Annotated in this window: 17 protein-coding genes and 1 riboswitch; of the genes, 11 read left to right on the forward strand and 6 right to left on the reverse strand. The window is 43.6% G+C overall.

The window, feature by feature from the left end; translation table 11 throughout:
• Positions 1-541, reverse strand: a 541-nt coding sequence (locus tag Q7P97_RS07870; RefSeq protein ID WP_303968674.1) for an MBL fold metallo-hydrolase, incomplete at its 3' end; no start/stop codon positions are given.
• A 404-nt stretch (positions 542-945) separates the two neighbouring features.
• Here Q7P97_RS07870 and Q7P97_RS07875 point away from each other — a divergent pair.
• The 5 genes from Q7P97_RS07875 (at position 946) to Q7P97_RS07895 (ending at position 6362) form a co-directional block, all read left to right on the forward strand.
• Positions 946-2142, forward strand: a complete 1197-nt coding sequence (locus Q7P97_RS07875) for a class I SAM-dependent rRNA methyltransferase (protein WP_303968675.1) — start codon at positions 946-948, stop codon at positions 2140-2142.
• Between the two features lie 83 nt (positions 2143-2225).
• Positions 2226-2612 carry a hypothetical protein gene (locus Q7P97_RS07880; RefSeq protein ID WP_303968676.1) on the forward strand — a complete coding sequence of 129 codons (387 nt, stop codon included), beginning with the start codon at positions 2226-2228 and terminating at the stop codon, positions 2610-2612.
• Between the two features lie 16 nt (positions 2613-2628).
• On the forward strand, positions 2629-3123 hold the full coding sequence (locus Q7P97_RS07885; protein ID WP_303968677.1) for a DUF1648 domain-containing protein: 495 nt from the start codon (positions 2629-2631) through the stop codon (positions 3121-3123).
• A 90-nt stretch (positions 3124-3213) separates the two neighbouring features.
• Positions 3214-4935, forward strand: a complete 1722-nt coding sequence (locus Q7P97_RS07890) for a DUF2207 domain-containing protein (RefSeq protein WP_303968678.1) — start codon at positions 3214-3216, stop codon at positions 4933-4935.
• 23 nt (positions 4936-4958) lie between these two features.
• Positions 4959-6362, forward strand: a complete 1404-nt coding sequence (locus Q7P97_RS07895) for a cryptochrome/photolyase family protein (protein WP_303968679.1) — start codon at positions 4959-4961, stop codon at positions 6360-6362.
• Here the strand turns inward: Q7P97_RS07895 and Q7P97_RS07900 are convergent.
• Positions 6359-7240 (reverse strand): MerR family transcriptional regulator, encoded by an 882-nt coding sequence (locus tag Q7P97_RS07900; RefSeq protein WP_303968680.1) that lies wholly within the window; start codon positions 7238-7240, stop codon positions 6359-6361. The two genes, Q7P97_RS07895 and Q7P97_RS07900, sit on opposite strands and share 4 nt — an antisense overlap.
• Before the next feature lie 128 nt (positions 7241-7368).
• Between Q7P97_RS07900 and Q7P97_RS07905 the strand changes: the two genes are divergently transcribed.
• The 4 genes from Q7P97_RS07905 (at position 7369) to Q7P97_RS07920 (ending at position 11030) form a co-directional block, all read left to right on the forward strand.
• A complete protein-coding gene (locus Q7P97_RS07905; RefSeq protein WP_303968681.1) occupies positions 7369-7809 on the forward strand; it encodes a hypothetical protein in 441 nt (146 codons plus the stop codon).
• A gap of 145 nt (positions 7810-7954) precedes the next feature.
• Positions 7955-9247 carry a globin-coupled sensor protein gene (locus Q7P97_RS07910; RefSeq protein WP_303968682.1) on the forward strand — a complete coding sequence of 431 codons (1293 nt, stop codon included), beginning with the start codon at positions 7955-7957 and terminating at the stop codon, positions 9245-9247.
• 16 nt (positions 9248-9263) lie between these two features.
• Positions 9264-10334: an ABC transporter permease gene (locus tag Q7P97_RS07915; protein ID WP_303968683.1), complete on the forward strand. Its 1071-nt coding sequence runs from the start codon at positions 9264-9266 to the stop codon at positions 10332-10334.
• A 3-nt stretch (positions 10335-10337) separates the two neighbouring features.
• Positions 10338-11030, forward strand: coding sequence for an ABC transporter ATP-binding protein (locus Q7P97_RS07920; protein WP_303968684.1), 693 nt, complete (start codon positions 10338-10340; stop codon positions 11028-11030).
• A gap of 288 nt (positions 11031-11318) precedes the next feature.
• Here the strand turns inward: Q7P97_RS07920 and Q7P97_RS07925 are convergent, their stop codons facing one another.
• The 4 genes from Q7P97_RS07925 to Q7P97_RS07940 form a co-directional block, all read right to left on the reverse strand.
• The gene (locus tag Q7P97_RS07925; protein WP_303968685.1) at positions 11319-11459 is read right to left on the reverse strand and encodes a hypothetical protein; all 141 of its coding nucleotides are present in this window, start codon (positions 11457-11459) and stop codon (positions 11319-11321) included.
• 70 nt (positions 11460-11529) lie between these two features.
• Positions 11530-11638: riboswitch (TPP riboswitch) on the reverse strand.
• Between the two features lie 57 nt (positions 11639-11695).
• Complete coding sequence (locus Q7P97_RS07930) at positions 11696-12385, reverse strand: Crp/Fnr family transcriptional regulator (RefSeq protein WP_303968686.1); 690 nt, start codon at positions 12383-12385, stop codon at positions 11696-11698.
• Complete coding sequence (locus tag Q7P97_RS07935; RefSeq protein WP_303968687.1) at positions 12363-14264, reverse strand: heavy metal translocating P-type ATPase; 1902 nt, start codon at positions 14262-14264, stop codon at positions 12363-12365. The genes Q7P97_RS07930 and Q7P97_RS07935 overlap by 23 nt, the downstream gene beginning before the upstream one ends.
• A 15-nt stretch (positions 14265-14279) precedes the next feature.
• Positions 14280-14501, reverse strand: a complete 222-nt coding sequence (locus tag Q7P97_RS07940; RefSeq protein WP_303968688.1) for a heavy-metal-associated domain-containing protein — start codon at positions 14499-14501, stop codon at positions 14280-14282.
• Positions 14502-14667: 166 nt separating this feature from the next.
• Here Q7P97_RS07940 and Q7P97_RS07945 point away from each other — a divergent pair, with 166 nt between their 5' ends.
• Entirely contained in the window at positions 14668-15348 is a 681-nt protein-coding gene (locus Q7P97_RS07945) for a phosphoribosylaminoimidazolesuccinocarboxamide synthase (RefSeq protein WP_085427902.1), read from the forward strand.
• A 401-nt stretch (positions 15349-15749) separates the two neighbouring features.
• A complete protein-coding gene (locus tag Q7P97_RS07950; protein ID WP_303968689.1) occupies positions 15750-16346 on the forward strand; it encodes a superoxide dismutase family protein in 597 nt (198 codons plus the stop codon).
• Positions 16347-16936 lie beyond the last annotated feature (590 nt).

Raw genomic sequence — 16936 nt, forward strand, 5'->3', positions numbered from 1 at the left:
CTTCGTACAGGTTGGCCTCGCAGAATAGAATGTCCGCGTGCTGTGCGAAAGGTATGAGCTTGTCCGACCATTCTGTGTCTGCCGTGAAAACTACTGACTTGTCATCCACTGTGAACTTCATTGCGAGGCAGTAGACCGGATGGATTGTTGGACAAAACGTAACCGTAAATGGACCGATTTGAACGGATTCATTTACCTGAATTTCGATACCTAGCGTTTGTTCTTTATACGTCAACTTCGCAAATTCTTTCCTATCTCGCGCATGACCATAAATCGGTAATGGTGGGGAAGGTTGTCCTAAGTAGTATTGAATCAATCGGCTATATTGTAGGCTTCCTATGTCTGCGATGTGATCCGCGTGATAATGGCTGATGACCACTGCGTCGAGTTGGTCGAGTTCGATGTAGTTTTGCAAGGAAGATAGTACGCCGCTACCGCAGTCGAAAAGGCAATGGAACCCTTCGTGTTCAATTAGAAATGAAGAGGTGGCGCTACTTGCTTTCGGATAGCCGCCCCAGATGCCTAATGGGATGATTTTCATGTGAATTCCTCCTGTTTGGTTGTTTTAGTATTTTCATTGTAAGTGAAGGATGAGTAAATGTCGTAAAAGTATGTGTTTTTGAGGATGCCGACTCTAAGCGCCACCTTTCACTTTTGGTTCATCCAGTTCCAGGTGGCAGAGTCTCGGGTCATAAGTCAAAGCTGCTGTGCGGCAAAAAACGCCGCTTCGCATCTTCGCCTTATGCCTGTCGACTCTAAGCGCCACCTTTCACTTTTGTGTCATCCAGTTCCAGCGGCTAGGATCTCGGGTCATAAGTCGTGCTGGTCGTGAGGCAAAGAGCGCCTCAAGTCCAGCCCGCCTTATGCCTGTCGATCCTATCGAGCCGCTTTCACTTTTGTGTCATCCATGCGATAATAGAGAAAATACACTTTGAGGATGACGATATGAGTAAATTAGTTGAAATACAGTTGAATGCACAGGGCACGGTGGCTTTGAAGAAGGGGTATCCGTTGGTTTTGAAGGATGCTGTGATGAGTAGTGAGATTCAGGCGAAGGAAGGTAGTTTGATTCGTCTGACGGATCGGTATCATAAATATTTGGCTACGGGGTATTATGGAATTCAAAATAAAGGAATCGGCTGGGTGCTGACTTCGAATGAAAGAGAAGAGATCGATTTTGATTTCTTTGATCAGAAAATGGCAACGGCTTTTGAACGACGTGAGGTATACGCGGAAGATCCGGATACGACGGCTTACCGTTTGTTCAATGGAGAAGGCGATGGAATTGGTGGTTTGACGATTGATTTCTTCGACGGTTATTACATGGTCAGCTGGTATAGTGAAGGTATTTATGCGTTCCGTCACCACGTCTATAATGTGTTGGACAAGCGTGGCGATTATAAAGCGGTCTATGAGAAGAAGCGCTTTGATTCGAAGGGGCAGTATGTCGAGCAGGACGATTTTGTCAAAGGAACGCCTGGAGATTTTCCGATTATCATCAAGGAGAATGGCATGAACTTTGCGATTGATTTGAACGATGGCGCGATGACTGGGATTTTCCTGGATCAGCGTGATGTACGCGAGGCGATTCGGGATAACTACTCGGAAGGTCGCGAAGTGTTGAATACGTTCTCGTATACCGGGGCGTTCTCGGTTGCGGCTGCTTTAGGCGGTGCAGTGAAAACGACGAGTGTCGATTTGGCGAAGCGCAGTGTCGCGAAGACGATTGAACAGTTCAGCGTCAACGGCATTGACTATGAGCAGCAAGATATCAAAGTGATGGATGTCTTTGATTATTTCCGTTATGCGAAGCGTCATGACATGAAATTTGGACTTGTTGTGCTGGATCCACCGAGCTTTGCACGTTCGAAGAAATATACATTTAGTACAGCGAAGGACTATCCTATGCTGATGAAAGAAGCGATCGCGGTTACAGAGAAGAATGGCTATATCGTAGCTTCTACGAATAACGCAAGCTTCAGTATGAAGAAGTTCAAAGGATTCATTGAGCAAGCATTTAAAGAGATGGATATGCGCTATAAAGTAGTGGAAGAGTCTTCGTTACCAAGAGATTTCCGCACACCACGGGACTATCCTGAATTTAATTATTTGAAAGTAGTTATTGTGCAGAAGTTACGTTAATTCGTCACAAAAACGTTTGGTGACAATGTCAATATTTCCTAGTACGATGGATGTAACGAAGTCGTAAAACGGGAGGTAGACATATGAAACAAATACTTGCGCTGTTGGTGTTAGTATCTGTCTTTTGGATAACTGGTTGTTCCAACGTGTATAGTCAGGAAGACGGCTACCGGATGGCCATCATCAATCAAGGATTCCCTGTGCCGAAAGAAGCGTATGAAGTGAAGGCTGAAGATTGCATAGGAGAGATTTCTAAATCGGCGAAGTATAAGCTGAAGGGAATCGGGGACGCAGAGGGCAATCCACCAGATCATTATTTACGCACGATTGAGGACTGGGGATGGACAGAAATGGTGGAAGACCGTAGAGGATCTATTCATTTCTATGAAAAACAAGGCAAGATCATGTCGCTCAATATTAAAGAAAATGTCTTTGATGTATTTGAAATGACGAGCGCAAAGGAATCATAAGTTAGGTGGCGAGAGTATGGAGATGAAAAAACCGAAGCTTGACATAGAGAAACCTGCTGTAGCAAAAGTGCTCGATGTGTTGGTTATCGCTTTATTCGCTGCTGCTCTCGTCTATTTACTCCTGCAGTGGAGTCAATTACCCGAACGAATTCCTGCACATTTTGGTGCGGACGGTGAAGTGGATCGCTATGGAAACAGAGTGGAATTACTGCTGTTGCCGATTATTGGTATCGCCATGTGGGTTGGGTTGGGGATATTGGAAAAGTATCCGCATATGTATAACTACATAAACTTGCGGCCTGATAACGTAGAAATCCACTATCGTTATGGCGTGCTGTTTATGAACGTCATCAAAAACATTTCAACTCTGTTGTTTGTCTTTTTGATCTGGCAAATGACAGACATTGCCTTGGCTAAAATCGCTACGTTGAACATGCCCATTTTCATCATGATCTTGGTACTGCTTTTTGGTTCAATGGGTATATACTTTTATAAAGCTATGAAATTATAGAATGTCCATATCGAACTTCCAAATACTCTGCCAATAAATGAATCTATTAATTACCTCTTATCGTATACTCATGATAAGAGGTGATTTTTTATGAAATGGAAACTATTATTTGTCGCTTTACTGGCTTTTCTAGTTCTACCGATGACAGCAGGAGCCGTGGATTTTAGCATTCCGGATGTGAAAATCAATGCGCAGTTGGAACCTGATGGCACTGTTCGAGTAGAGGAGAAGCATACGTATGATTTTGACAGTGAATTTAATGGAATCATTCGAGAAATTCAACCGAAAAGAGGGGCTTCGATTAAAGGCTTTACTGCTTATGAAGAGGGTAAAGAATTAGAGATCGAAAAGCGCGGTACAGAATATCGAGTACATCGCAAAGGAGACGGCGAAGTCATAACGTTCGATTTGCAGTATACGATTACCAATGGAATGGAAAAGTATAATGATGGAGGACAATTCCTTTGGCCGTTTTTTGACCGTCGTAATGAAACAGATTATGGCAATATGACGATTACTATTGTGCCGCCTGCTGACGCGTCTGACGTGTTGTTCATCGGATACGACAGTGCGGAAGGGACTGGTAAGCTACAGCCTGATGGAACGGTTGTATTCTCGTTGGGAGCAGTTGATGCTGGGGACAATGGTGATATCCGCGTTGTCTATGAACCGTCTTTATTTCCAGGAATGATCGCAATTGATCAAGATATTCGTCCAGTAGTGAAAGAGGATCAGGAAACGGCAATTAGAAAACGTGAAGAGTTCATTCAAAATCAAAGGACTACCGGTATTTTTGGTAGTGTCAGTGTAGCGGTCGGTATTTTAGGAGTGGGTCTGATTGGGTTCTTTGCGAGTGCCAGAAAGAAAAGGTATAGCAAGGAAGCGCAATATGAAATGGATGCGAATGGTTTCTACGTTCCTTCCAATAATATGAGCTTACCAGCATTGCTTCTTTTCAAGAATGGCGTAGCTTCCGTAGAGCTGATGTCCGCGGCGTTGCTTGATCTCGTTCGCAAAGGGCATGTAAAGCAAGTTTCCGATGACGAGTTTGAGTTGATCGATGCGAACGTCAAACTAGAGCATGAGAAGCAGTTGATTCAGTTACTATTTTACCAAATCGGACAGGAGAAAAAATTCACATTGAATGAATTGAATAGTTATACGAAAGAAAAGAAAAACTATGAAGCATTCGATAAAAAGTTTACGATGTGGAAAGATCTCGTAAAAGAAGAATTGAATCAGTATGAGGTGAAGATAAAGACTACGAAGGAACGTATAATCCTCAGTTTGATCGGGGCGATGGGCATCGGATTCGCTATCGCATTTGTCTATTATGAGTTGTACGCGCAACTGGTGCTAGTAGGGGTTTTGACGTTGGTAGCTTTTGGCTTCGCGTTGTTTTACAGTCCGTATAATTATGAAGGAACTTTGCTGAAGCTTGAGTGGGAACGAGTGGATAAGTGGATGAAGGAACTTGATACGAAGAAGTGGGAAGGACTCTCACTTGATGATCGATTTCGTGTGTTGATTTATGGTGTAGGGGTGAAGAATCCAGAATTGGACGCGTATTATAATGACTTTGTCAACGCTCAGAAGCAACTGGATCAAAATCGTACAAGATCCCGACACGATACGGGAGATGCGAGTTATGGAAGTGGCTACTATGAAGGCTCCATTTACAATCCGGTGTTTCTTGCAGGATCATTCAACCAAGCTTCATCGAATGTGTCAAACAACGCCCCAAGTAGCGATAATAGCAGCAGTGGCGGAGGGGGAACCGGTGGAGGTGGCGGTGGCTCGGGTGCGTTTTAAGCTGAGTAAAAGGAGAGAATAGAATGGGCAAAACAATAGTTTGGTTCCGAAAAGATTTGCGTTTACATGATCATCCAGCATTGGTGGAAGCGGCGGCACATGGAGAGGTGCTGCCCGTTTTCATTTTACCAAAAGTGCGTCATGCGGCATCGGATTGGTGGCTGCATCACAGCTTACTAGAAATGATCAAGCGCTTTGCAGACCAACAGATTCAATTTATTGTCAGAGAAGGACACCCTGTTGAACAGTTGCTGAAATTAATAGAAGAAAGCGGGGCGGATCAACTTACTTTCAATGAATTATACGATCCAGAAAGCCGGGAAGTAGAGCGTGAATTGGCAGAAGCTTGTGAGAAACAGCGCGTTCAAGTCCGTTCATTCCAAGGTACACTCCTTGTAGCGCCTGATGTGATTTTTAATAAAACCAATCAGCCGTATAAAGTATTTACTCCGTTTTGGAAGCGACTACGGCAAGAACCGATAGCAGCACCGCTTGCGACACCTGAACTTATACCGTCTACTGTGAAATACTATTCATTGTCTTCAGGTGAATGGGAGCTTTTATCGGATCATCGTTGGTATGACAAGTTAACGAATCATTGGCAACCTGGAGAAGTAGCCGCTATGGAGCGTTGGGAAACGTTTCGGGACAGTGGATTATACGATTATCTAGTCGGGCGAGACCTTCCTGCAAAAGCTAGTGTTTCACGATTGTCTCCTTACTTGGCATGGGGAAATGTTAGTGTGCGTTCGTTATGGCACGGGGCAATTGCTGCGGCAGATGATGTCGGTGATCAGCAAGTAGAGGCTTTTATCCGTCAATTGGCGTGGCGTGACTTTGATAATTATCAGTTGCTATATTTCCCTGAGATGATGACAAAACCTGTGCGACCGGAGTTTGAAAAATTTCCGTGGCAACCCGCAGATAGTCGGTTGGAAATATGGAAAACAGGGCATACCGGTTATCCATTAGTCGATGCGGGAATGCGTGAATTATGGGAAACAGGTTATATGCATAACCGAGTACGGATGGTTGTAGCTTCTTTTTTGATTAAGCATTTATTGATCGATTGGCGTGAAGGTATGGCGTGGTTTGAAGAAACTCTCGTGGACTTGGACATAGCAAATAATGCGATGGGATGGCAATGGGTGGCGGGTAGCGGCTTTGATGCCTCACCGTACTTCAGGGTGTTTAATCCGATTTTGCAGGCAAAAAAATTCGATGAAGACGCACGGTATATAAAAAAATGGCTGCCCGAGTTAACGGACATGCCAGTTAAGTTTGTATTCGAACCTGCAGAAGCGCCGGATGACGTACTAAAAGCAGCGGGAGTTACAATCGGTACGTCCTATCCAGCTCCGATGGTGGATCATCAAGCTGCCCGTGCGCGCGCATTGGCAGCGTATGATACATGCAAAAACACTTAAATTTCATCAATGGATTCAAGCAGATGAATATGTTGTAAATGTAGCTTATCAGCCCAAATGAATGCGCCGTATCCCCCTAGATAGAATTCGGTATTAGGATGTTTTCCTGCAAATTCATCCAACTCCTGCATGAGCTGTGGATTCTTTTCGAACGGAAAAGTAGTGGAAGCTGATAGCAATACTTTGACGGGCTTTATCTTATCAATAAGTGACTGAATAGCACCTGGAGCTGGCGACGAACCAATCATCGCTGTACGCCAGCCCTTAAGCATTAATTGTAGTAAAAAAATATGCACCGGAATTTCATGCGATTCATGAGGAAGGCACGCGCCTAATAATATAGGGGAGTCCTCTCGGTATTGGAAATTGCGTCGTAGCTGAACGAGTTGATCTCGTACGACCAGACTAGACAAAGCTTCCTGATACTCGTCCCACTCACCACTTGCCCAGTGATCGCCTACTTCTTTCAAAAAAGGAATGACGATTTGGCTTAGGTAGTGCTCAAGACCCAATCGATGAAAGGCGGCTTGAAGGGAGAAGTTTAATTCTAACTCATCGCAATTTTTACCGTGAAGCAATAAATCACTCAATGTATCCTCTAAATACGTATCTTCCGAATTCGATGGCATATCGGTTTTCTTCTGAGATTTTGCCATTTCGGCCGCCTGTGATAGTGCAAAGCCATCTTCTGCGTAACGTTTCATCAGTAAAAATAACCGAATGTCGTCGTCATGATAGATTCGATATCCATTATCGAGACGGTGTGGAATCACAATATCATAACGTTCTTCCCATTTCCTCAAGACTTGCCTCGACAAGCCTGTTTGATCTGCAACCTGTTTAATTGTATACGTCGGGGTTTCAGATGACGGCTTCAAAGCAACCAACCTTTCTTTATACTAGAATGAACAATGATCAATCGCCTTGTTCTACATGTCTAACATTATACATAGATTTGACGAGACAAGTCAAATCTGTTATTTTTACATTGTAGGAAGGTGTATAAATGAAAACTAAATATATTGTGCAAGGCACCTGGATAGGTATTGTAACAGGGATTCTGCTCGCTATTGTCTTGAAAATGGTGCAAGCGGTAACGGGTGACAAAGTATATACACTGTTACTGAACGTAGATTACATACCCATCGTAAAAGAGTATCAATTTCCAGAAGTTATTGAAGTGTTTTTTCATCTCATCGTTTCAGTCGTGCTCTGTATCATACTTGTGATCCTATATGATAAGAGTAGGGGTTTCATACGTAACCATGCGATTCTGTTCCCTCTTCTAGTGAATGTCGCCATAGGGTTGTTATTGTATCCAACGACATCATTTTCTGACCGAACGCCAAGTGTTACAAACATAATTTCTTTGTTGTGGTGGGTCGCTGGTCATGCATTATACGGTTTCGTTGTAGGGGTTTTGATAAATAGGAAACCGAAAGAATAGAATAGGTCTATTCTAATGACGAACTCTAGTATTTGGAATTACTTATGTGTATAATTAACTAGTATACAACATTGTACAAAGTCTAAACAACCTAGAAAAAACAGCGATTTATTCGTGTCAGTTGAAGAAAAAGGAGAATACTACTATGTGGATCGCTAAAAGACGTAAGACACTATCATTAATACAACCTATTTCCTCTGTCCCTGTCAAATTGCAAGTACCTACCAAAGAAGTTCAATTGCAGTTAGATGCTATTCAATTAAGAGAGCGGGATTTACAACTATTACGTGCACTAAAAGAACCGATGAGCGCTCGGATTGATGAAATCGTAAAAGCATTTTATTCAAGTGTGACCGCAGTTCCTGCGCTGTCCCAAATGATTAAAAAGAACAGTACGACGGAATATTTGAGTAAAACATTAGCCGTACATCTCGGTGGTTTATTCGACGGTGTAATTGACGAAGCGTATATGATCAATCGCAGTAAAGTGGCAAATGCGCATTTGCGAATTGGATTGGAACCTAAATGGTATATCGCAGCTTTTCAAAACTTGCATTCCACGATGCTCGACATATTATTTGATCTAGAATTAGATCGTGCGGAAGAGCGAGAAATGATTGTAGCATTAAGCAAAATATTGAATTTCGAAAAGCAGTTGGTTCTTGAAGCATTTGAGAAGAGTACGAATGACGCAATCCGTGCAAACCAACAAGAAATAAAAAATAGCGTCAAGCAACAAATCGGCAGCATTGCGCTTGAAATCGAGGAAAAGTCTGAGTCTACGTATGCAGTAGTCAACGATTTGATTGAGCAATCCGCTACTCTAGATGGAAAAATCCAAGAAAGTATCATACGTTCCGAAACTTCTGCCAATCAAGCGCAATCGGGAATCGAGCAGATGGCGCAGATGGTTGTAACATCGGAGACGATTGTTAAAGAGACGAAAGGCATGGCGGAATTGGTTGAAGAATTGAACCGTGCTTCCATTCAAATTGAAGAGGTTGTACAACTAGTGAAAAATATTGCTGATCAGACGAATCTGTTGGCACTCAACTCCGCAATTGAAGCGGCACGTGCGGGTGTTCATGGAAAAGGCTTCGCGGTCGTTGCGGATGAAGTACGAAATCTTGCTGATCAGACGAAACAGTCGACAGATAATATTGCGCAACTTGTCGCCCAGTCAAAAGCAAAGACGCAAGCCGTTCATGTTGCCATTGATACGGTCACGAAGTTTGCGGATATGGGCATGAAAGAGACTGAAATAACGAGAGAAACATTCCAAAACATAACAGATACAGTCCATTTGACGATTGATGATATCCGGCATTTTTCAGACCATATGAAAAATCTGCAAGACGTTGTTACATCGATTGGCGGCGTATCAAAAGAAGTAGTTTCAACTTCTTATGAATTAGAAGAAGCGATAGATGTCCTATAAAAGGAAGTGAGCGCGAATGTTTTTAGCTTGGAGCGAAATTAGAAAGAATAAACTACGGTTTTTACTCATTACGTCGATTTTGCTATTGGTATCATTCCTTGTGTTCTTCCTATCAGGTCTAGCTAATGGGTTAGCTAGTATGAACAGGGAAGCGATCGACACATGGAAAGTAGATGCTGTTCTACTGACGGAGGAATCTGATAAGAGCTTGTACGAATCGGCGCTCAACAAGGAAATAGCCGATGAGCTAGGCGCGAAAGAAACAGCTGTTGTCAGCCAAATGGGTGCCATCGCGAACAATGGTGACACTAAGCAAAACGTTATGCTTTTCGGTATTGATCGGGATGAGTTCATCAAGCCAGAAGTCAGTGAAGGGGATCCGACGTTTTATGTTCAAAACGGTGTGGTAGCATCGAATGTGTTGAAAGATGAAGGCTTTAAGATCGGTGATACGTTGGAGCTATCATCATCTGATACGGAACTGACGATTGTCGGCTTTACGGAAAAGGCTCGTTTTAATGCATCACCGATACTTTATATGAAGTTAAATGACATGCAGAAGATCAAATTTGGAGACGCGTATACAATGAATAAAGATATTGTCAACGCGATTGTCGTCAAGGATAAAGAGTGGGATCAACTTTCATTGCCTGATAATACAGAGATTATTGAAACGGAAACGTTTATCGAGAACTTACCCGGTTACACGGAGCAGAATTTGACGTTAACGTATATGATCTACTTCTTATTCGTTATCTCAGCCGCAATCGTTGCGATTTTCTTGTACGTATTGACTGTTCAGAAAATCAGCATGTTCGGTCTGATGAAAGCGCAGGGGATTTCCAGTGCGTATTTGGCACGATCGGTTATCGCGCAGACTTTCATTCTTGCGCTAATCGGCGTTGTCCTCGCGTTTGGTCTGACATTACTTGCGGGAAGCTTCCTGCCAAATGCCGTTCCTATCATGTTTGATATACCTACTATGATTATTTATGGTTTGGTCTTAATAGTAGTGGCGATTCTCGGAGCCGTCATTTCGGTTTGGACGATTATCCGAATTGATCCGCTCGAAGCGATAGGAGGATAAACGATGGTACTAGAATTACGAAATGCGAAAAAGACGTTCGGTGAAGACAATACGCTAGTCGAGGCGATGAAAGAGACCAATTTTGTAGTCGAACGTGGCGAATTGGTCGCAGTCATTGGCCCATCCGGTTCTGGTAAAAGTACGTTCCTGACGGTGGCTGGCGGTCTGCAAACTCCAAGTGAAGGCCAAGTGATCATCAATGGTAAAGAATTATCGCAGCTGAATGAAAAGCAACGTTCTAAAATTCGCTTGCAGGAAATCGGTTTTATATTGCAGGCTTCCAACCTCGTACCGTTCTTAACTGTTGACGAGCAGCTGGAATTGCTGAATAAAGTAAAGAAAGACAATATGTCAAAAGACGAGCAACGTAAGTTATACGAGGATTTAGGTATTACCAAATTGCATAAGAATTATCCTTCCGATTTATCGGGCGGTGAGCGACAACGTGTGGCGATTGCCAAGGCGTTGTTCAGTAAGCCGGCGATTCTTTTGGCAGATGAGCCTACAGCTTCGCTCGATTCTGATCGGGCGTTTGAAGTAATGGAGTTGTTGCGAAATGAAACGAAGTCCAATCAAACGGCGACCATTGTCGTGACGCATGACGTACGGTTGATCAAGTACGTAGATAAAGTGTATAAGATGACGGATGGTGTGCTAAGGCTAGAGAGTTCGGCTGAGGCGGATGTGACTGAGTAAGTATAGTGCTAGAATTTTAATGAAATAAACGCTTCGGACTGCCGTTTTAAGGCTTTCCGAAGCGTTTTTTATTGGTGGATTGTGTGGTTTAGGTCGTAAAATCGTCGTGGTCGCTCAATGCAACTGGCTGAACGCTCTATGTGGCGTTTTATCCGCTCTATATGACTCGCTATCCGCTCTATCCAGAAAGTTATCCGCTCTATGTGACTCGCTATTCGCTCTATCCAGCAAGTTAACCGCTCGTAGACCACACACGACCGCTCTAAGAGAATAAGAGACATCAAACAATCAGCCAAGCAAACTTGCCACGATCTTACAGTGAATGAATCGAGCAACTGAGAGTGAACTCTGGAAATTTCTAATGTGCAACAAGTGTAGTGTCAGTTCATCCACCGAAAGACGGTCGTCGGTAACGCCAAGTAACTTCATTCATTCCCCTCCAATAGAAAAAACCACTTCCCGAATCGGAAAGTGGTAGAAATGTCGACAGAAATATATATGGAGCGACTCGCCACTTCCCTCCGCAGGTGCTAACCTGTTCAGGTAATAAGGGTTTCAGAGCCACACTCTTTTCTCAGTCCTTGTGAAGGATTCCCCTAATGGTCAAAATATTTGATTTTCAGAACTAGCCTATCACGTGTACGGTAGAATGAAAAGCATTTCTTTTATAACAGTAACAAAGCATCCAAGTCGAGAATTTCTACTGCTTTCATACTGGGCTGGCGAATCCAGCCAGACTCTTCGAAGGCGCTTAATTTTCGACTGATTGTTTCAGGTGTCGTCCCTAAGTGAGAGGCAAGGTCTTTGCGACTCATTGGTAATTCAACTTTCAATTGTCTTTGTTCTTCTGATAAGTCTACCAGGTAAAGGGCGATTCGCGTTTCTGCTGATTCCATACCGATTCGTGCCGCCCGTTGTTCTGTTCGGGCGAGGCGAGAGGAGAACTCTTCCAACATCTTCAATGAAATCGCGGGATGCTTTTGTAGAAGTTGCTGCATTTGGTTCCGTTGAATAACACATAATTCCACAGGTTCAAGAGTTTCTGCATAGGCATCATGAGGCTTGGCATCGAATAATGATAGCTCGCCTGTGAAATCTCCGGGTTCTAATATTCGTACGATCTGCTCTTTGCCGTTTTCTGATAGGCGATATATTTTAATTCTTCCTTTGTGCAATATATACAAGCCTTCGGAGCGGTCGCCTTCATTGTAAATAATTTGTCCACGTGGATAGGGGCTGCTTCGCGCAAGTTCTACAATGTGCTTCATCTGATCTTTTTCCAAGTGATTGAACAGTGGAACAAGCGATACACACATTCGATGATCGGTCGTGTCATTGTGGGGCTGCTGACTCATTCACTTTCACCTCGCTTACATTTCGATTGGACACTTTGTCACTAGTATAGCGTATTAATCGAATGGCGTTCAATATGACAAGAAGTACACTTGCTTCGTGGATAAGCATTCCGGATGCTAGGAAGACTTTGCCTAGCAGTACACCGATTAGCAATAGAACTACTGTGCCGACTGCGAAGAAGGTGTTTTGCTTCATATTGTTCACAGTCGCTTTCGATAATGCATAGGCGTGGGCGAATTGATCCAGTCGATCCGCCATCAAGACGATGTCTGCTGTTTCCATGGAAATGTCTGTTCCGCCTTTACCCATTGCCAGTCCGATATCTGCAGTGGCGATTGCGGGTGCATCATTGATTCCGTCACCTGCCATCGCTACTCGATGTCCTTGCGCTTTCAACTTTTGGACAGCAGCTACTTTGTCTTCAGGTAACAGCTCCGCATAGACGCTATCGAGTCCAAGTTGTTCGCCAACGAGTCGGGCCGTGTGTACATTGTCGCCCGTTAGCATAATCATTTGTTTAATACCATTTCTTCGTAGTTTGGCTAGGGCAGCTGCGGCTTCTGGACGGATTTGATCCGCTATGGAAATAATACCTGCGATTTCTCCGCCAATGCTGATGAACACGGCTGTGTTACCTGCTTTTTCTCGCTTGGATGCATACTCTTCTATAGTTGGAGAAATAGCTATACCTTGTGAGATCATTAGCTTCCGGTTACCCGCTGCGAGTTGCTGGCCATCTACTTCAGCAAGAAGTCCGTTACCTTTCATAACTTGTGCGTCTTGTGCTTGATGTTTCAAATGAATCAAGCGTTTTTTTGCTTCTCGAACGATCGTTTGACCGAGATGGTGTTCAGACATCAGTTCAGCTTCTGCAGTTAAACGCAGTAGCTCTTCTTTGTCGATGCCAAAGCTATGGATGTCTGTGACTTCTGGACGTCCTTTAGTTAAAGTACCTGTTTTATCAAAGACGACAGTATCGATTTTCGCCAATTGCTCCATCACGTCGCCACCTTTAATGAGCACGCCATGACGGGCTCCGTTACCAATTCCAGCTACGATCGAGACGGGAGCGGAAATGACAAGAGCTCCAGGACAAGCGATGACCAGGAAGGTTAATGTCATTTCGATGTTGCGTGTGAATATATAGACGATAATCGATAGGATGACGATGGAAGGTGTATAAATGTTAGCAAATCGCTCTAAGAATTTTTGAGTTTTCGACTTGGCTTCTTGTGCTTCTTCGACTAGCTCGATAATACGAGCGAATGCTGTATCGTCACCTACACGTTCTGCAATTATTTCAATATAGCCATTGTCTACTAATGTACCGCTAAATACTTGATCATCTAGTGTTTTGGATGCGGGTACCGACTCTCCTGTGATGGCTGCTTCATTTATAGATGCGTTTCCTGTAACAATCGGACCGTCTACGGGAACTTGTTCACCTGAGCGAACGATTACCCGATCACCGATTTCTACGTCATCAACAGCAATCGTCACTAGTTTACCATCCCGAAGGACACTCGCTTCTAGCGGGGCCAGATCGACAAGTGCTTTGAGGGAAGAGCGTGTTTTCTCCATTGTACGAATTTCAAGCAACGCTCCGAATAAAAACAAGAACGTAACTGCTGCGGATTCTACATATTCACCGATAAATAGGGCACCGATGACTGCGATCGTGACGAGAAGCTCAATACTGAAAGCTTTCATTCGAATAGCTTTCCACGCTTTTATGGCAATCGGAGTACCCGCAATTATAGTGGTAGCGATTAATGTAATCTGACGCGCGTCATGAAAGCCCGCGAAGTGCAAGATGATCGCTGCACCAAGCAATATCGCGGATAGGGAAGTGATGCGCACAGTTTGTTTTGCATTCATTTGAATACCTCCTCTTTATGAAACTTTTTGATTGAGAACTGGATAGCCGAGTTTGACAATCAATTTCTGCAATTCATTGGCTTCTACGACGGATTCATCAAACTCGACCCGAACTTTACTAGAGTGAAATAATACTTTTACTTGCTGTACGCCTTTCGCTCTGGATAGGGCACCTTCAATTTTCTTAACACATGATGGGCAGCTGAATGGCTCCATTAAAAATACGACTTTTTTCATTCTTCTCATCCTTTTCGTTTGTATTTATTATCTTAAGTATAAGAAATTTTTGTGTACACTGCCTTGACACCCGTCAAGATTCGTCAAACAAGACTTTTTCTTCTGACCAAAGTGCTTTATACTGGATAAGTAGTACAACATTTATGAATAGAGGAGAATCGTACGGATGAAATTAACCTATTCTGGTAAAACGAAAGACGTCTACCGCTTGGAAGATGGCCACGTGCTATTGAAATTCAAGGATGATGTAACAGGGGAAGATGGTGTTTTCGATCCAGGCGCTAACACAGTAGGCCTGACAATTGATGGTGCCGGAAAGTCCGGACTTCGCATGACACAATACTTTTTTGAGAAATTGGCGGAGCAAAACATACCGACACATTACATCGATGCCGATCTGGACGAAGTAACGATGACGGTGAAGCCTGCTACGGTCTTTGGTAAAGGATTAGAAGTGATTTGTCGATACCGTGCGGTCGGAAGTTTCTTGCGCAGATTCGGTGCGTATGCTGAAGAAGGACAAGTACTCGATGCTTTCGTGGAAGTGACATTGAAAGACGATGAACGTCAAGATCCACCTATTTCAGAAGATGCTTTGGCACAACTTCACATTTTGACGCATGAAGAATACGCAACTCTTAAAGAATTAACTCAGCAAATTTCTGAAGTAGTCCGATCAGAGATGGCAGAAAAAGGTTTAGAGCTATATGATATTAAATTGGAGTTTGGTCGTGATCCTGAGCGAAACATCATGTTGATCGATGAAATTTCAGGAGGCAATATGCGCGTCTATCAAGGCGATACATATATTGCACCAATGGAATTAGAAAAGATATTATTTTCATAAAATTCAACCGGAAACGAAAAATGTTTCCGGTTTTTTATATTCTCTCTCAGGCTATACGTTGACTGACTTAGCTTCTTCACAAGTGTGGGAACGTTGGTTGGATGAATGCGTAAGGTAGTAAATTTTAGATAATAAAAGTGTTTTTTGTATCCGCTCATAGTTTCTGGTTATGTGCGCTATGTTAGACGTTAAGCGCTCAATGTAGTCTCGGGTCCGCTCAAAGCCGGACGTTAAGTGCTCACTGCACCCCTACAACTGCTCTATCAAGTTTGCAATCCGCTCATAGAACTTCAGCGACATGTTAGAAAACCATAAAAGTGGGTACACTACACACTATGAGTTCATTAGCCAAGCGGCAATGAACGGGACGGTATAAAACGTACATTAGGAGGAATTTAATTATGTGGAAATTATCAAGTGTAGTGTTGGGCTCCGCGTTACTCATGGCAGCTTGCGGTGGCGGGGCAGATGAGGAAAAGGAGCCGGTGAATGGCAGTGATGATCCTGTCGTGGAAGAAGAGGAAATGGCTGAGCCAGAAGTTATGGCGCCGGTCATGAATGTAGATGGGGAAGAGATCGGTACGGTGACGCTGACGCAAGGACCGTCCGGAGTAGCAATGGACGTGGACGTAACAGGCCTTGAGCCAGGTGAACACGGCATGCACTTCCATGAAACGGGCGTTTGTACAGCGCCAGACTTTAAGGAGTCTGCTGGCGGTCACTTTAACCCGACGGATAAAAAGCATGGTTTGGAAAATCCCGATGGACACCACGCAGGTGATTTAGAGAATTTAGTAGCGGATGAAGATGGCAATGCAAAAGTTACGATAACGACAGATGCAGTTACGCTTGAATCAGGTATGGATAATTCTTTGATCGATGAGGATGGTACTGCGTTGGTTATCCATGAAGGTCCGGATGATAACGTAACGGATCCAGCAGGCGACTCAGGAACGCCATTTGCTTGTGCGGAGATTACGTCTGAGAATATGAAGTGATAAGCAAGTAGGATGTCCCGGGGTTTCGGGGCATCTTTTTTGTGTTGTTTGGACTTGTTTAAGTTTAAGAACAAGACAAGTGCAAGTGCAAGTGCAAGTGCAAGTGCTTGGGAAGAGTGAGTTACTTAGTGTGTACGTTGGGATGGAAGCTCCAGTTGGCGGACGCTTTCCCATGGGCTCTCGGTGAGCCAACCAGGTCGCGTTGCTCCCTTTTGGTTGTCTCTCCTTTCGAGCTGATCCTGCGGGAAGAGCCGTAACGAAGGACGGCTTTTGCGAGTAAAAGCGAAGCGTTAGGAGCACATCTTTGCATTTCGCCGCCAACTTCCGCTTCCATCCTACTTTTATAGTGAAAGGACTAAGAACTCTTACTGTCGATTGTATGTGAATTATTGTTTTGTTTTAACTTCTTTAAAGTCAAGTTCTACAGTTCAAAAATCGATTACAATACTTATTTTAATGCACAACAAAAAGTAACAACCACTTGCACTGCAAGGGATTGGAGCGAAAGCCGTAGCGAAGTACGGCTTTTGCGAACATAAGCGAAGCGTTGAGAGCACATCTTTGTACTCGAAACCCCAACACCTTACCAG

Source organism: Sporosarcina ureae, from assembly GCF_029267015.1.
In the GTDB taxonomy this organism is placed as follows: Bacteria; Bacillota; Bacilli; order Bacillales_A; family Planococcaceae; genus Sporosarcina; species Sporosarcina ureae_D.

Bases quoted from the DNA above. Each gene is read 5' to 3' on its own strand.
- Q7P97_RS07915 (WP_303968683.1), top strand. From the start codon at position 9,264: ATGTTTTTAGCTTGGAGCGAAATTAGAAAGAATAAACTACGGTTTTTA.
- Q7P97_RS07950 (WP_303968689.1), top strand. From the start codon at position 15,750: ATGTGGAAATTATCAAGTGTAGTGTTGGGCTCCGCGTTACTCATGGCA.
- Q7P97_RS07940 (WP_303968688.1), bottom strand. From the start codon at position 14,501: ATGAAAAAAGTCGTATTTTTAATGGAGCCATTCAGCTGCCCATCATGT.
- Q7P97_RS07910 (WP_303968682.1), top strand. From the start codon at position 7,955: ATGTGGATCGCTAAAAGACGTAAGACACTATCATTAATACAACCTATT.
- Q7P97_RS07880 (WP_303968676.1), top strand. From the start codon at position 2,226: ATGAAACAAATACTTGCGCTGTTGGTGTTAGTATCTGTCTTTTGGATA.
- Q7P97_RS07930 (WP_303968686.1), bottom strand. From the start codon at position 12,385: ATGAGTCAGCAGCCCCACAATGACACGACCGATCATCGAATGTGTGTA.
- Q7P97_RS07875 (WP_303968675.1), top strand. From the start codon at position 946: ATGAGTAAATTAGTTGAAATACAGTTGAATGCACAGGGCACGGTGGCT.
- Q7P97_RS07920 (WP_303968684.1), top strand. From the start codon at position 10,338: ATGGTACTAGAATTACGAAATGCGAAAAAGACGTTCGGTGAAGACAAT.
- Q7P97_RS07890 (WP_303968678.1), top strand. From the start codon at position 3,214: ATGAAATGGAAACTATTATTTGTCGCTTTACTGGCTTTTCTAGTTCTA.
- Q7P97_RS07945 (WP_085427902.1), top strand. From the start codon at position 14,668: ATGAAATTAACCTATTCTGGTAAAACGAAAGACGTCTACCGCTTGGAA.
- Q7P97_RS07895 (WP_303968679.1), top strand. From the start codon at position 4,959: ATGGGCAAAACAATAGTTTGGTTCCGAAAAGATTTGCGTTTACATGAT.
- Q7P97_RS07925 (WP_303968685.1), bottom strand. From the start codon at position 11,459: ATGAAGTTACTTGGCGTTACCGACGACCGTCTTTCGGTGGATGAACTG.
- Q7P97_RS07885 (WP_303968677.1), top strand. From the start codon at position 2,629: ATGGAGATGAAAAAACCGAAGCTTGACATAGAGAAACCTGCTGTAGCA.
- Q7P97_RS07935 (WP_303968687.1), bottom strand. From the start codon at position 14,264: ATGAATGCAAAACAAACTGTGCGCATCACTTCCCTATCCGCGATATTG.
- Q7P97_RS07905 (WP_303968681.1), top strand. From the start codon at position 7,369: ATGAAAACTAAATATATTGTGCAAGGCACCTGGATAGGTATTGTAACA.